The organism is Marinithermofilum abyssi (assembly GCF_014641195.1).
Taxonomy (GTDB): domain Bacteria; phylum Bacillota; class Bacilli; order Thermoactinomycetales; family DSM-45169; genus Marinithermofilum; species Marinithermofilum abyssi.
Genome location: NZ_BMHQ01000005.1, coordinates 175342 through 189825 on the forward strand (window position 1 = coordinate 175342; position 14484 = coordinate 189825).

Sequence of the window (14484 nt, forward strand, 5' to 3'; positions counted from 1 at the left end):
ACAAGGAACCAAAACCATGCAGGTGCATATTGTGGGTGTATGCCGCGAAATTCATATCCCTTTCGCATTTCCCTATACGTAAAATTCCCTGTGGCTTACATGGGGACTTTTGCGTTTTCATACCCTTTTCCAGAGTGAATACAATATACAGTCTGTTTCTCTTGTGAAGCGCATTTAACGTTACATAACAGAGATTTGGTACCTTATAAAAAATTACGCCTCAGTTAGGGTGAATCGGAGATTAGAATTTCTCCTACTTTAATTGTTTACTTTTGAAAGTGCTAAGCGAAATCCCAAAACAATCAGGATTGTTCCTGTAACACGTTCCACCCAATGGGATATAGAAAGGAATCCGTTACGAATTACCTTATGTGTAAGGAAAATCACCATCATTGAGTACCAAACCAATTCGATTATCATCACAGTAGAGCCATAGAAAAACTGAACTATTACAGGAGTTTCTGGATTAATTACTTGAGTAAACAGTGCCAGATAAAATAACGTAGCTTTAGGATTTAGTAGATCTGTCAGAAAACCATTTACAAATGCCTTTCTTACTGATATAGCTTTGTAAGTTCCCAGTACGTTGTTATTACTCTTTTTCGTTAGTACAGATTTTATTCCAATGTAGATAAGATAAATTGCACCTGCCCATTTTATACAGTTAAACAAAATAATTGACTTGGTAACCACGATCCCTATCCCAATTAAACAATAAAAGATATGGATAAGTGTCCAGGCAGCCATTCCAAACACTGTTGAAAAACCTGTTTTCTTTGAATGTAAACTATTTTTGATTGTAACCGCCCAATTGGGACCAGGGGATAGGACAACAAGAACACCAATAGTTAAAACAGTGATCCATATACCAAAGTCCATATAATTCATAGCCTCCCTTCAATCTACCGCCAAGCAGAGAATATCCTTTATTATATAATTACATTCCTAGAGTTTTGATTGGGAATCAGTTTAACGTGTCATGTTACATTAGCCCCCCTATACAAAACCCCCGAGATGAGTAATTTTTCCTGACATTGCTAAAAAAACACCCTGGCGGGCCGACTTAAAAAACCACCACGAACCCAAGGGAAAGGCTGTGGCGGACTATTCGGGCTCTTTTTTCTTGAGAAGTTGACTGGTGGATAAACTTCACTCTTTGTCATTTCCTTACCTCTCTGTTTTTCCCTCTCGGAAAACGAGTAGCATATTTATGAATCAGCGGATAAATGCTCCTTCTTTATTTGTAAATATAGTAAAAACGCCGATACTACGCTAAATTCCGTAGTATCGGCGTTTTTATCCTTGATGATACAGAGTTGCATGCATAACGTAATTATAACTGATCCCCAAGAACATCCAACACTTCGGCCAACATCTCATAAAGCCTGCTTTTCTGGATGTGCATCCGTATACAGATAGTTCCCCAGTTCTCGTTATACAAATAATATCGTTTTACGATTTCTGCATGACGGGGGCTCAACTCAGTTACAGCCGTTTCAATCTCACGAAGCTGTCGTTCCAGATCGTTGAGCTCAAACTCATTGTGCAAAATAGACAGCCGAAGTTCTTCCCGTTTATCCGCTAGCTTGACCGCCAGGTTCCCCACTTTATCACTTGTCCCGGAAACCCGTGGCATATCCATCATTTCGTAATTGGGAACGAGGGATGCTTCAATCTGATCATCCAGGTATTTCAGTGTTTCCTTATCTTTTGCGATAAGACGTTTCAAACGATCAATTTTGCGGGTCAGATCGTACCATCCACGGAGCCGATCCCGCACCCTTTTCCGTGACTCTTCTCCAAATATCGTTAGTTGTTTATCTACGGCCCGTATCATCACATTATCCTCCCTGTTGAAAGGATAGCCCTCTTCCTGATTCTGTTGTAAACTCAGGTTGAGGGTGTCGACCCCTCTCTTTTCCCCTTCATCCTCCCCACAAGGATAAAGGGGTTATCTTATCATCCAGCGGCGTAACTTCCACATGGCTTTTTGCTCCCATTGACTAATTCTTTTGCGCGAAACATCGAAAATCTCTGCCACCTTTTCTTGTTTCCGTACTATTCTGTCCTTCAACCCATACCGTAGCTCGATGACTTCCCGTTCCACCAGGGTCAGATGTTTAAGCCCCTCTTCCAAATCCACGTGGTTCATCGCCGGGGACTCCACCACATCCGGTTCCGTTCCCAAGGTGTCGACTAATCGTAATTCTTCTCCGTCTTCTTTTCCTTTGATGGTTTGTTCAACGGAGATTTCCACGGCTGGGTTATGTCGTTTCCGATACCGAAGCTCGTGAAGAATCTCTCCTTGAATGTAATGGATCGCAAAGGTATTAAATTTAACCCGCTTTACTGCTGGATTGTACCGATCCATCGCTTTCACAAGTCCCATATAACCGATCTGTACTAGGTCCTCCCACTCGATTCCCGACCGTTTGTATTGATGAGCGACAAAGTAAACCAGTTGTTGATGCCGTTTCACAAAGTTACTCCGAATCTCTTGGTCTACTGTATATTCCATTGGTTTTGCCATCAAAATCACATTCCTTTCTCTTCTTGATGTGCTTCTTGGATGGAATCGCAAATAGCATCCATCGCTATACGTATCTTTTCTTTTAGACTTCGTTGGAGTAGTTTGACGCTGGCCTCTTGAAGGTTTTCCAATGCCTTCAAAAGCGGATCATTCATCAGACTTCCTACTTGCTCCTTCTCTCCGTTTATAGATCCCCTCTCGGCTGTTGTGAGGCCGCTGACGCCTTCCAATCTCTTTTTTAGGGGTCTAAATACCTGACCGTTTATTTTTCGTCTCTATCGCCCTGTCTCGTAACGGTCGCTGACAACTTATCCTTCACTTTCTCCCGTCGTTCATGGTATTCTGACATATTTTCTGGAAACAAGCGGGCCAATACCGCCAAGTCGTTGATCTCATCCAGTTGTTCATCAATAGACAGCTTGTGATCAGTAGAACACTCATCCGCTTGAGCAATGTGTAACTGCTTTTTCTGATTATCCATTTGCTTCATCTTAACTCCCCTCCTTAACAACCCTCTCTCAGCCTGTGTGACTTTGATAGCGGACTTTTAAATTTGTTTGAGGGGTCTAGTACCGACCACATATCTTTTTGACCTCTATCGCGGTGTCTGCAATCCTATTTCTTATTGATAAAACTTTTTGCAAGTGATCCGGGCTTTTTTGGTTGGTTTAAACCAGCAAATCATCATTTGATCCCTCCATCGCTTGAATCGCTTCAACAATCCTGCCTTGGCCGTAAGAATTTCCATCCGAAGCTCTTCGATACTCTGCGCTTGGCTCTTTATAACCTTTTCGATCCAGTACCCACTTGCAGAAATCCTCTAGTGATACAGGCCTTAATGTTTGATAGGGTTCCCCGCCGTTTTTTCGGCTTTGATTTGACAAAAAAATTGGCAGTCAGGTTGTACTTTCCGTCTGACGTCAATGTGTACTTTCCAATCTTGATATTCATTGGTTTACCGCTCCCTTCTGGATGGGATCAAAACGCGTGTAGGATTCATGAAAGTAAAATTTCGTGGTACCTTTCGGGCCATTCCGGTTTTTCGCAATGATCACTTCCGCCAAATCCCCCATCTCTGTCTCGGAGTTGTAGTATTTGTCACGGTAGAGGAACAGGATGACGTCAGCGGCCTGCTCAATCTCTCCGGATTCCCGAAGATCGGACATTACCGGTCGTTTATCCTGTCGCTGTTCCACAGCGCGAGAGAGTTGAGCCAAAACAATGACCGGAACTTTCAGCTCCTTTGCCATGGCTTTGAGTTGGCGAACATTTTCAGAGATCGCGTCATATCGACTCATGCCACGCTCCGGTGGTGCCATCTCCCCTAGGTAGTCGATGATGATGCAGGAGAGTTCACCCATTTCCCGCATCGCTCGCCGGGTCTTCGCTTTGATCTCTGCTGCAGAGACCCCGCCCTCGTCGTCGATAGTCAGTTTACATTCCGCAATCTTCGCCATGGCATCAGTACACCGTTGAATTTCCGAGTCCTTAACCAAGCCCGTATTAATATGGTGTAGATCCACCCGGGCGACATTGGCCACCATCCGATCCATCAATTGCTCTTCCGGCTGCTCCAGAGAAAAAACCAGGGTGGGCAATTGCTTAACACCGGACATGTGATAGGCAGCTTGCATGGCAAAGGAGGTTTTCCCCATCGAAGGGCGGGCACCGATAACCACCAAGCTCGACGGCTGGAACCCCGCCGTATACCGATCCAAATCCAACAACCCCGACGGTACTCCTGTAATCAATGATTTATTCTTGATTCGCTCATCAAACCGATCCGCGTACCGCATCACGGCCTCTTGGGCGGTGCTCATCGTCTGAACACAGAGCTGGTTTTCCGCAATCCGGGAGAGTTTGGCTTCCGCACGATTGATCATCTCCCGAATCTCTTCAGAGCCCTTCAGATAACCCATGCCCGCCACTTCCGCTCCGAATTGGACAAATCGTCGATGGGTGGCAATGCTTTTAAGTCGGTCGGCCCGATACCGAAGGGTTTCCGGATCGGTGGTGATCACTGCCCCACAAATCTCCGTTAGAGCGCTGATGGCAAGTCCGCTGAACTGACTTAACAGTTGCAACTCAGAAGCCAGTTCAATCCGTTTGTGTTTCCGCCACAACTCAAAGATTTTCCGGCACAGTTGCTGGTGACTTCTCTGATAAAAGTCCTCGGGTTGCAATAGCTCCACTAAATCGGGAATACATTCCGAGTCCACGATCATGGCGCCGATTAATTCGTTTTCGATCTGGGTGTTACAGGGCAACGTTAACTCCACGGATTATCCCTCCGCTTGCAGTTCCTTTTCCATCTCGCGAATCCGTCGAATAACCTCTGGTTCTTCCTCGTCTACACGTCGTGAAGGCGGTTGATTATAAGCAGGTTGTCGTCTGTTTTTCAGCATGATGAGCTTACGGTTCGCTTCATGTTCATCGGTTCCCCGCATGATTCCTAGCGTGTACTCTTCTCGTTTGTCATCGTGCTTCTCCACGTGTACCCACATGGCGTAAGTAACCACTGCTGGACTGTATTGTTGCCACTTCTCCCAGAGTTTTAAGACAATGTTTCGGGATATCCGGGTGGTTTTTCGCGTCAGTCTGATACAATCGATGTATTTTACTAATAGTTTTGGACTTACCAATAAGGGGTTGGAAGCCATTTGGGTTTCAACAAAGGCTTCGATGTCTTCTTTGAAGCAGAGGTTTTCTTTCTCTCTCCTGTCTCTCTCTTTTTCTTTATCTCTATCTTCTTCTTTATCTATTGCGTTACCGGGCGTTTCTGTAGCGTTACCTGTAACGTTACAATCTTCGTTTTGGGATTTTCCCTTAGGTAATAGCAGTTGTTCTTTTTTCTTGCGTTCTCTATAGCGTTTAACCCTTTCTTTAGTCTGTTTTCGAATCTTCTCCAATCCCTCAATGTTCTGGTGCTTCTCCCAGTTAAGAATGCAGATACCTTTTTCGTCTACCTCTATCATTTGAAAGTCAGTAAAGGTTCGAAGTGCCAAGTCCATTACTGGTTGAGGTTTGTTCATGATAACCGAAAGCATTTGTGGAGTATACGGGGTGCCTTCACTCAAATAGATATAACCGTTATCATTCGTTTTTCCGGCCATCGTCAACAACCGTATCCATATAACAACGAGAGTATCCCCTTCAGGCAATGCTTGAATCAATTTCACTTTCTCGTCTTCAAACATGCTGGTTGAAATTCGTATCCATGGCACACCAGCCATTTTTTCACCTCCTTCAAGACACCTTTCCTGCCTTACAAATCTAAAACTCCCTGCGCCCTCTCTCGTGGATCCACCGCAACATATACCGCGCATTTGCTACATGTCCGTTTCCCTATCACTGCTACTCGCCCATCCTCACCATCTCTGTAAAGCGCGGATGGACGAAATTCCGTTCCGGTGTCGGGATGATCCCCTGTTTCCACAACCTCATCGCAAGTTCACGAGCGGTTAGTCGAGGACATTTCCGTAACTCCCGCAACACAATTTGACGTCTGGTTTCCGCTGTTTCTATAACTCGCTCATAAGCCATTCTCCGGGTTTCTCGGGTGATCGTTCCTATGGGCTTTTTCCTCCTTTGATGATGTGTCCGGGATTGCGGCTCCCGGTGGGCCGTTTGTTTTTTAAATTGCGTTATGGTAAACTTTGGACGAATCGTATAATTCGTTTGCCAACTTGCGAATTTCAGATTCTCTCCAAAGCATGTCGGCTTGAACCCGGCATGCTTTTTTGTAGTCTCCAGCCTCTTTCGCATAACGAAGGGCTTTTTTCTCCTCTTTCAAGATCTGACGGTGAGCCCTCAGATCCGCCACCAAGTCTTCATCATCGCACTAAAGCCACACAGGAACTTGATCATTCATCATCATGCCAGCCCCAACTCCTTTAGCTCATCGTCCTGAATCTCGCTCCCGTTTATCACTTCCGCCTCGGGCAGATCATCCAACTTGGTACCCAATGCTTTCTCACCAATTAATTGAACCAACTCCGCTCCGCTCATTTCGATCATCAGTTTGATCAGTTCACTGGCTTCTTTCTTGGTCATCTCCGAAGTGGATGTTTTTCCAGTTTGATACTTCACCAGCTTCCGAAGCTGATTCTCTGTCAGGCCTTTTTCTTTTTGACCCATGGCGAATATTTTCCGCCGCTGAGCCTCCGTTGCAAGCCCTTGTGCTCGTTGTCCCGTCTCTCGGAAACTCTGTTGCGGTGGACAATGATGTTCGCTCCGTTCGGCAATCTCCTCGGCGGAAACTTCCCCGAATCCAACTAAGTCCAGGATGGCCCGGTTTTTCGCTCGCGTAATAGCATGGGCGCGAACGTTATGGAGAGTTCGCTGTTTTTCAACTTTCTCTTCAAACCCACAAGATCCGTCCGCTTCCTGATAGGCCCCGGTTTCCACATGAGTCGCCCGAGCCTTCGCCAACCAAGCAATCATCTTTCCTGTCTTGGGATCAATCAGTGGTTCATCCTGGATAATTTCGCAAGAAACGTTGAAAAACCGTTGTACCTTACGGACAAAGCTCTTCTTGGGATGTTGCTTGCCGCTAATGTTCTGAAAGTCATCTGTGGTTCCCAATCGGGATTTCATCTGTTGGTAGATGTGGAACTGCTCCAGGGTCTGTTCAACTGAAGCCGCGGGAGTGATAAGTCCCTTAGGTTGGGGCCGATCCTGCGGCAATTGTTTAACTTGGGCCATATTCTCTCTCCTTTCTGGATCAGTCGCAATGAACGGCAGATATCCAGATCACTTCGTGAACATTCTTGTCGATGGTTTTGACTTGAGGATTCAGTAGATCGTAACCGCAGGGGTGGAAACCCGACTGGACTGCCGCTTTATATGCCACCTCATACACCGAGTCCAGATCATCTGGATTGACTGTTTCGTTCGTCTTCACCGTGGCCTTGTGTTTGTAAAGGTGGTACAGCGTCACTTCTTTTTCGTGGTTAACCAGCGTCAAAGTGCCCATGGATCGCTCTCCTTCCGGTTTGTCTCCGGGTATGATAAACTGATCTTGTCAAGAGTTTTTTATCGGCCCTTTTCAATGGGCTTTTTCTTTGTTTCCAGGAGAGTTATTGCTTTAGGGATGGACATGTACCCGCAATCCTTACCACTAGGACTCTTCCAATAAATCAGGACCTTTGGAATACCGTAGTCAGTTTTGCCAACGATTCGTTCCACTCCCTCGAAGTGCACCGATTTACCTCCTCTCAAGAGTTAGCAGCTTTCTTTTCGATCTTCTTAGTCGGCTGGGATTCGAGTACGATCTTGAGTGCCTTAACCATCCTTTTCATGTCTGGTTCATAACTCGCTTCGAATTTGATACCTCTTGGGTGCTTAACGTTAAGCTGTTGGGACATTTAGTTTTACCTCCCTTCGGATCAGTAGGTTTTAAATCAACGATCTAACCCAACATTTTGTTGTGTTGATTGCAAAAAAAAATTTCGCTAATACTCTTATCAAAGACATCTGCAATGGCAAAAGCTAAGTTCAGCTTAGGAGTCCTAGTCCCCTGCTCAATCATCCCATAATAACTCACACTAATGTTGAATCCATACTCCTTATTTAACTTAGTAACAACATCCCTTTGAAACCAATTTCGTTCTTTACGGAAACGTATTAATTGGTAGCGCCGTTTCATGTCCGTTATCACCCCCCAACGTTTTGTTGTGTATATCATAACACAACTAACTGTTGGATTGTCAATAGCAACCACAACAATTTGTTGTGTTTATTTTTTTACCCAACATTCAGTTGTATAATGAATTTAACTTGAAGTTGCTACGGAAGGGATGTAGTCTAAGTGAACATTTTTGCTACTCGCCTCAGAGAATTAAGACAACAACATGGTTTACGTCAAAGTGATGTCGCTAAAAAATTAGGCATCACTGAAAGCGCCTATGGATATTACGAGCAAGGTCGACGTGAACCTCCTTATAAATCTCTCCAACAACTTGCTGATCTGTTTGATGTCTCCGTTGATTACCTCCTCGGTCGTACTGACATCCCTTCCCGAATTGAAACCGAAGCCGCCCATCGAAGCGATGACCCCATGGCAGATTGGCCTAAGGAAGCGCGGGAGGATGTCGAGAACTTTAAGGAGTTTATACGGAAGAAGTACGGGATTGATTGAACTTTCATAACTTCTTTTGCGATTTCAATCGAACTTTGAATTAAAGGAAACGCAAAACATTTAAACAAAAATAAGTACTAATAATCCCGTTCCAAGAACGTGAATCGTTATGTAGTTGAAGAAGATGTTGAGCAGCTTCCTTTTTTCAGTTCTTGCTCCCGTTTACTCAATAATTTCAGTTGCCGTTCGATATCTTCTAATCTCTGCGGGGTCACTTCATTGTGTACAATGACCTCTACATGCTTGGTTGATAACCATACCAGTTGGCTAATCCATTTCTCCAATTGTTCATCCCATTCCCATGATCCCGCAATATTTTTGTCTATGATGGTATCCCTCCTTATTGAACTACTTTTTAAAAAGCTTCCTCCCATTTGGTTTAACACCTGAAAAAAGAAATGTTGTTTTACCATTGTACCTAAATTATAATAAAAAGGGAACATACGTTCGCATCGGCGATCTTTTTATGACAACTTCATAGACAAATGCAAGGGGGGTATGGATTGGCACTTGGCCTTTTTCATCTCGCCCACGAAGAGAACATTATTGTTGAATGGTATCCGTTTCGCACTCCTTTAGTCGGCTATTATTGGCAAACCAAAAGCGGTTATCCTGTTATCGGACTTAGTAGCTCACTTCAACATCAACATGCTGCATTACGTTCAATCCTAGCCGAAGAACTTGGTCATCACTTTACCTCAACTACCTATTCCATTTGTAAAACCCATTACCGTTACAGTGATCGCTTGAATGTAAGCCAGTGCGAAGAAAGAGCACTTCGCTGGGCGGCTTCCTATCTCATCCCATTCAAAAAGCTGGTTAAAGCTCGGATGAATGGGATAGATAATCCATGGGAATTAGCTGAGCATTTTAATGTGCTTGAGGAGATTGTCACCGTTCGATTAAGGATATTTCAACTTCAAGGGGAATGGGAGAAGTTATGTGAACAAACCCGCACAGGAGGAGAAATATGAAAGTCGCCGTCTATGCCAGGGTTTCTTCGGAAGATCAACAAGATCGCGGAACAATTGAAAATCAGCTGGAGTTTGCTCGAAAGTACTGTGACCTACATCAACTAAATGTCGTGGAATGGTACAAAGATAATGGCATCACAGGAACTATCCCCTTGGATGAACGAGAAGACGGTGCTCGGCTACTTAAAGATGCCTACGCTGGCCAGTTTGATCTCCTCCTAGTTTATCGTTTGGATCGGTTGGGACGATCCGCTCGAATTATCCTTAACTCGGTCTATGAGCTTGAACAACATGGTGTAACGATCCGTAGCATGTCCGAACCCTTTGATACAGGCAATCCCAATGGCCGTTTTATGTTGACCATCTTGGCTGGTGTAGCCGATCTTGAAAGGGAAACAATCTTGGAACGTATGTGGCATGGAGCGAACCGTGCCGCTCGCAGTGGAAAATGGTTAGGTGGGATTGTTCCTTACGGATATCGAACCAATCAAGAAGGTTACCTTGAAGTGAACGAAGATCCTTTACCAGATATGGACATAAGTGAGGCGGATGTCATTCGCCTCATATACCGCCTGATAACAACCCAACGATATTCCACCATCAAGGTAGCCGATTACCTAAATTCCCTAGGAATCCCTCCTTCCTACAAAAAAGACGGTCGACAAGTTAAAAGGGGCAAAAGAAAGGTAAATACGGCCGGAATGTGGAGCCCCAGTCGGATCCGTAACATGGTGGTAAATTCTACATATAAGGGGATTCACCACTATGGAAAACGAACAACAAAAGAACGGAACCTTATCACTCGTGAGGTACCAGCAATCGTTTCCGAAGAAGTCTGGAAACAAGCCCAACAAGTTCTAAAAGATAATCATATTGAGGCAGACAGAAATAGCCGTCGAAAATACCTCTTAAGAAGTCTCATCAAGTGCGAACAATGTGGAAGGACATATGTAGGAGTCAGCTATCCCGGATCCAAAAGAAAGCCTAAAGCGTACTACGTCTGTGGGGGAAAACATGCTTACAGAGGACCTTTAAATGAAAAGTGTCGTTCCAAGAATGTCCCTCAACAGTGGCTGGAGGATACAATCTGGAATCAATGTGTTGCTTTCATCTTATCTCCTGGGGAAGCCATTAAAGAGTTGTCGGCTAGCATGGAAGAAAAACGTGTGGTAAAGACGGACTTATCATCCGAGAAAGAGTTAATTGAACAGACCTTACAGGAAAAGGACCGAGAGAAACAATCCATCCTCGATTTATTTCGCAAACAGTTAATCAGCAACCAAGACGTCGAACTACAGCTACAAAAGATCCGAAAGGAACAATCGGAACTGCGTAAACGTATCAACGAGATTGATCAGGAAAGGCAGTCTCAAAGCTGGGTTGATGAGCAATTCAACTCTGCTGAAGAATTGTTAAACAACTTGCGGGAAAAGTTAGCGAAGGAACCGACATTCGAGGATCGGCGAGCCATCGTGAAGTCTTTAGTCAAAGAGGTACGGGTACATACTCACCTGAACGAAACGGGGAGAAAAGTGGCGACGGTCTTCGTGAAATTCAGTTTTGGCAATGATACTCTTCGCACGGACAGGGATTCATCGATCCAACCAACATAAACTCAGCGGGGAAGGTAATCACAGCTCGAGCACGGCTTAGGGTCACTTCCCGGTCTTCCAACGGTTGGCGAAGCACTTCCAAAGCGCTTTTGGAGAACTCGGGCATCTCGTCCAAAAAGAGAACACCGCGATGGGCAAGACTGACTTCTCCCGGCTTAGGAATTCCTCCGCCCCCGATCAGCCCTGCCTGGGAGATCGTGTGATGAGGCGAGCGAAAAGGACGCTGAGTCACCAACATGCCGCGATGAGTCAGCTGACCGGCGATACTGCAGATTTTTGTCACTTCAAGGGACTCCTGCATATTCATCACCGGCAATACCGAGGGGATTCTGCGGGCTAACATGGTTTTTCCCGATCCCGGCGGACCGATGAACAACAAGTTATGCATTCCGGCCGCCGCCACTTCCATGGCACGTTTGACATGCCCTTGTCCCTGAACATCGGCGAAGTCCTCGATCCTATCCGGCTCCTGTCGCGCATGACGAAAATCTTCCTTCCATTCCGCCGGTTTTTCCTCGCCCCGAAGGTACCGGACTGCTTCCGTCAGGGAGTGCAAAGGAATGACCTCCATTCCCTCGATCAGTCCCCCCTCCGCCGCATTAGCCCGGGGCAGCAATACCTCTTGGAAACCGGCTTCCTTCCCCGCCATCACCATCGGCAATACCCCGGTCAAAGGACGCAAAGTGCCGTCCAATGATAACTCTCCCAAAAACAACACCCGACCCAGCCTTTCCACAGGGATTTGACCACTGGCGGCCATCACTCCCAAGGCGATGGCCAAATCAAAGCCTGAGCCTTCCTTTTTCAAATCCGCGGGAGCCAGGTTGGTGGTGATCCGTTGTAACGGGAACTGGGCACCGCTGTTTTTCACTGCCGCACGGACCCGCTCTCGTGACTCCCGTACGGCGGAGTCCGGCAGCCCGACCAGATCGAAAACCGGCAATCCGTTGCTTATATCCACCTCTACTTCCACTATGTATCCATTAATCCCTAAAACGGCACTGCTAAACAATTTGGCGTACATAGTCTCCTCCATGTAGTAGAATGATCGCTTCTTTTGCATCTTTCTTCCAAGTACTGTCGATCTCCTGTCACTTCCGACAACATTCTGCTCCTTTTTTTGCAAGTATCTATGTGATTGCCCGGGAAATGAATCACGGGGCTGAAGAAAACCATCCGAATAAAAATCAGGTTATGAAACGCAGCAGCTGTTATCATGTGACGTGGCGGAGAATTGCGCAATCATCCCTTGAACATAATTTTCTAGGTTCTTCCACCCTGTCATTTCCCTAAACCAATTCTCGGCCTCTGACCGAAAGCGCCAGCTCCGCCAGGGCCGCCCGGTCTTCATCCGTTAGGCTGGATCAGGCTGGACCACGCCGCCGGTTTTACGTGGCCCGTCGTGAAGCTGAACCAGTACCTCGTACCCGTATCCAATAGGACACATCCCAGCAGCAACCGCCCGTCCCGACCGCCAAACCGTCACCCAGTCTCCTTCCAGTACATGGTAATCCCTTCTCGATCATTGTTTTTCCCATAGAAAAAAGACACCCCGAAGGGTGCATGAAACAGTGTTGATATTAAAGATCCCCCTTAAATTCAAAGGTTGTCCAATTCATTGCCGAATTGCGGTTTGAAAATCCGCAACCACAAAATCGATTGGCAACCACTGAAATCGCCACTGGCAATAAACGACGATTCCCTTTACCTTCTGGTTGAGGAGCAACGCGATCCATCATGATCCCCGCAAGATGGATTTTCGCTGCCGCTCGTGCAATCCAGATGGGTTTTTCTCCAGAAACGCGGCATGTTCACCGCGGCCCGTTTCTCTCAACCACCGGCCATACGACTCAAGCATGTTCCGGGTATGGAACGGGCCTCCCTCACGCAAGACGGTCCACATGGGGTCCGTTTTTTGCGGCGATACCTCCATGGCTTTGGTCAGCCAACTCTCCAGTCGGGCCATTCCTTCCCTGACAACCTCAGGTCGATCGCTGCCCAAATCTTTCGTTTCGTGCGGATCTTCCCGGAGATTAAAGAGCATCACCGGTTTCAAATCTTTCAGCCCCGTATGGTAGGTCCGCAAAAACAACCAGTCTCCGAAACGCACACCCCGTTGGCAGGCCCAGGCACCCTGGCTGATCACCAATCCGTCCCGACCATGCGGCTTCCCCGAACGCAAGGTGGAAGCAAAGCTTTGCCCGTCCCAGTCCGACGGAACGTCCACACCCAGCCACTCACAGATCGTCGGCGCCAGGTCGAGATGATAATGCAACTCCTTGTCAACCACCCCGCTTTTCACCCCTGGACCTTTGATGATCAACGGAACCCGGCAGGTAAATGCGTCGGCCAGCTGGTGGTCGCCGTAAATGTTCATTTCACCCTGGCTTTCGCCATGATCCGCGCTGACAATGATCATCACATCGTTCAGAATACCCAGTTTTTCAAGGGTATCCAGCAATTGCCCCACATGCTGGTCCGCATAGCGAATCCCGGTATCATAACCGTCGATCCATTGTTTGTAATCTTCCAACGATCCGATTTCCCGCGGCACGCGCGGCCAACGGTCGGTGTTTTCACCGCCAAAACCGTGCGGTTCCCGAGCGCTGTGCGGACCGAAGCCGGCACGGTGCTTCTCCAGGATTTCCTCTGTCAACCAAGTGGGAGCCGGCTCCTCCCAGAACGGATTGCCATAATCGGCCGGACTGCGGTAAGGAGTGTGGGGGTCCCACAGATTAACGTGAAGGAACCAGTGTTCATCACTGGCATGATCCTCAATCCACCGAAGAGCATAGGGCAGGACTTCATGTGCCACTTCATCTCCGCATGTCCCGTGATTGTACACTTCATTAAAACCGGCATACCAATGCCAGGCACAGTGGCGTTCAGCAAAAGTGGAGACGGTTGCCGTGAGCAATCCGGCTTGGCGGAGGGTGGCGAGCCAACCCTTTTCTCCGAGGCGACTGCGGAACCCCCGCCCCGCTCCTTGCACGAAAGGTTCCGCGGCAGTCCCTCCGTGGCCGACGACACCGTTGTGTATCCCGAATCGGCCGCTAAACAAAGCCGTTCGAGAGGGTAGGCAGGGGGCGTCACTCGCATAAACCTCAGTAAAACGCACCCCTTCTTTGGCGAGTTGGTCAATCACCGGAGAAGTGTTACGGTGATACCCGTAACATCCCAGGTGATCGGGTCGGAGCGAGTCGATGTCGATATAGAGGATACGCATGC

At 46.9% G+C, this 14484-nt stretch carries 16 protein-coding genes; 3 read left to right on the forward strand and 13 right to left on the reverse strand.

Features of this window, described 5'->3' with window-relative positions:
- Positions 1–258: 258 nt before the first annotated feature.
- The 10 genes from IEW70_RS08495 to IEW70_RS08535 form a co-directional block, all read right to left on the reverse strand.
- Positions 259–879, reverse strand: a complete 621-nt coding sequence (locus IEW70_RS08495; RefSeq protein WP_188647489.1) for a LysE family transporter — start codon at positions 877–879, stop codon at positions 259–261.
- 454 nt (positions 880–1333) lie between these two features.
- On the reverse strand, positions 1334–1837 hold the full coding sequence (locus tag IEW70_RS08500; RefSeq protein ID WP_188647490.1) for a Mic19 family protein: 504 nt from the start codon (positions 1835–1837) through the stop codon (positions 1334–1336).
- Positions 1838–1951: 114 nt separating this feature from the next.
- Positions 1952–2530, reverse strand: coding sequence for a sigma-70 family RNA polymerase sigma factor (locus tag IEW70_RS08505; protein ID WP_188647491.1), 579 nt, complete (start codon positions 2528–2530; stop codon positions 1952–1954).
- Positions 2531–2535: 5 nt separating this feature from the next.
- Positions 2536–2685 (reverse strand): hypothetical protein, encoded by a 150-nt coding sequence (locus tag IEW70_RS17870; protein WP_229751896.1) that lies wholly within the window; start codon positions 2683–2685, stop codon positions 2536–2538.
- Positions 2686–2792: 107 nt separating this feature from the next.
- Positions 2793–3020, reverse strand: coding sequence for a hypothetical protein (locus IEW70_RS08510; RefSeq protein WP_188647492.1), 228 nt, complete (start codon positions 3018–3020; stop codon positions 2793–2795).
- Between the two features lie 457 nt (positions 3021–3477).
- Positions 3478–4809, reverse strand: a complete 1332-nt coding sequence (gene dnaB, locus IEW70_RS08515; protein ID WP_188647493.1) for a replicative DNA helicase — start codon at positions 4807–4809, stop codon at positions 3478–3480.
- A gap of 3 nt (positions 4810–4812) precedes the next feature.
- Positions 4813–5763 (reverse strand): phage replisome organizer N-terminal domain-containing protein, encoded by a 951-nt coding sequence (locus tag IEW70_RS08520; protein ID WP_188647494.1) that lies wholly within the window; start codon positions 5761–5763, stop codon positions 4813–4815.
- 640 nt (positions 5764–6403) lie between these two features.
- Entirely contained in the window at positions 6404–7234 is an 831-nt protein-coding gene (locus IEW70_RS08525; protein WP_188647495.1) for a hypothetical protein, read from the reverse strand.
- 19 nt (positions 7235–7253) lie between these two features.
- Positions 7254–7505: a hypothetical protein gene (locus tag IEW70_RS08530; RefSeq protein ID WP_188647496.1), complete on the reverse strand. Its 252-nt coding sequence runs from the start codon at positions 7503–7505 to the stop codon at positions 7254–7256.
- A gap of 435 nt (positions 7506–7940) precedes the next feature.
- On the reverse strand, positions 7941–8177 hold the full coding sequence (locus IEW70_RS08535; RefSeq protein ID WP_188647497.1) for a helix-turn-helix transcriptional regulator: 237 nt from the start codon (positions 8175–8177) through the stop codon (positions 7941–7943).
- Positions 8178–8339: 162 nt separating this feature from the next.
- Between IEW70_RS08535 and IEW70_RS08540 the strand changes: the two genes are divergently transcribed.
- Positions 8340–8669, forward strand: coding sequence for a helix-turn-helix domain-containing protein (locus IEW70_RS08540; protein ID WP_188647498.1), 330 nt, complete (start codon positions 8340–8342; stop codon positions 8667–8669).
- A 107-nt stretch (positions 8670–8776) separates the two neighbouring features.
- On the opposite strand, the gene IEW70_RS08545 is transcribed toward IEW70_RS08540, so the two are convergent.
- The gene (locus IEW70_RS08545) at positions 8777–9043 is read right to left on the reverse strand and encodes a hypothetical protein (RefSeq protein WP_188647499.1); all 267 of its coding nucleotides are present in this window, start codon (positions 9041–9043) and stop codon (positions 8777–8779) included.
- Between the two features lie 129 nt (positions 9044–9172).
- Here IEW70_RS08545 and IEW70_RS08550 point away from each other — a divergent pair, with 129 nt between their 5' ends.
- Entirely contained in the window at positions 9173–9643 is a 471-nt protein-coding gene (locus tag IEW70_RS08550) for an ImmA/IrrE family metallo-endopeptidase (protein WP_188647500.1), read from the forward strand.
- Positions 9640–11256 carry a recombinase family protein gene (locus tag IEW70_RS08555; RefSeq protein ID WP_188647501.1) on the forward strand — a complete coding sequence of 539 codons (1617 nt, stop codon included), beginning with the start codon at positions 9640–9642 and terminating at the stop codon, positions 11254–11256. Before IEW70_RS08550 ends, IEW70_RS08555 begins: the two co-directional genes overlap by 4 nt.
- Here the strand turns inward: IEW70_RS08555 and IEW70_RS08560 are convergent.
- Together IEW70_RS08560 and IEW70_RS08565 are read right to left on the reverse strand one after the other, a co-directional pair.
- Positions 11198–12280 (reverse strand): YifB family Mg chelatase-like AAA ATPase, encoded by a 1083-nt coding sequence (locus IEW70_RS08560; RefSeq protein WP_188647502.1) that lies wholly within the window; start codon positions 12278–12280, stop codon positions 11198–11200. The genes IEW70_RS08555 and IEW70_RS08560 overlap by 59 nt on opposite strands.
- A 711-nt stretch (positions 12281–12991) precedes the next feature.
- Entirely contained in the window at positions 12992–14482 is a 1491-nt protein-coding gene (locus IEW70_RS08565) for a sulfatase family protein (RefSeq protein ID WP_188647503.1), read from the reverse strand.
- Positions 14483–14484 lie beyond the last annotated feature (2 nt).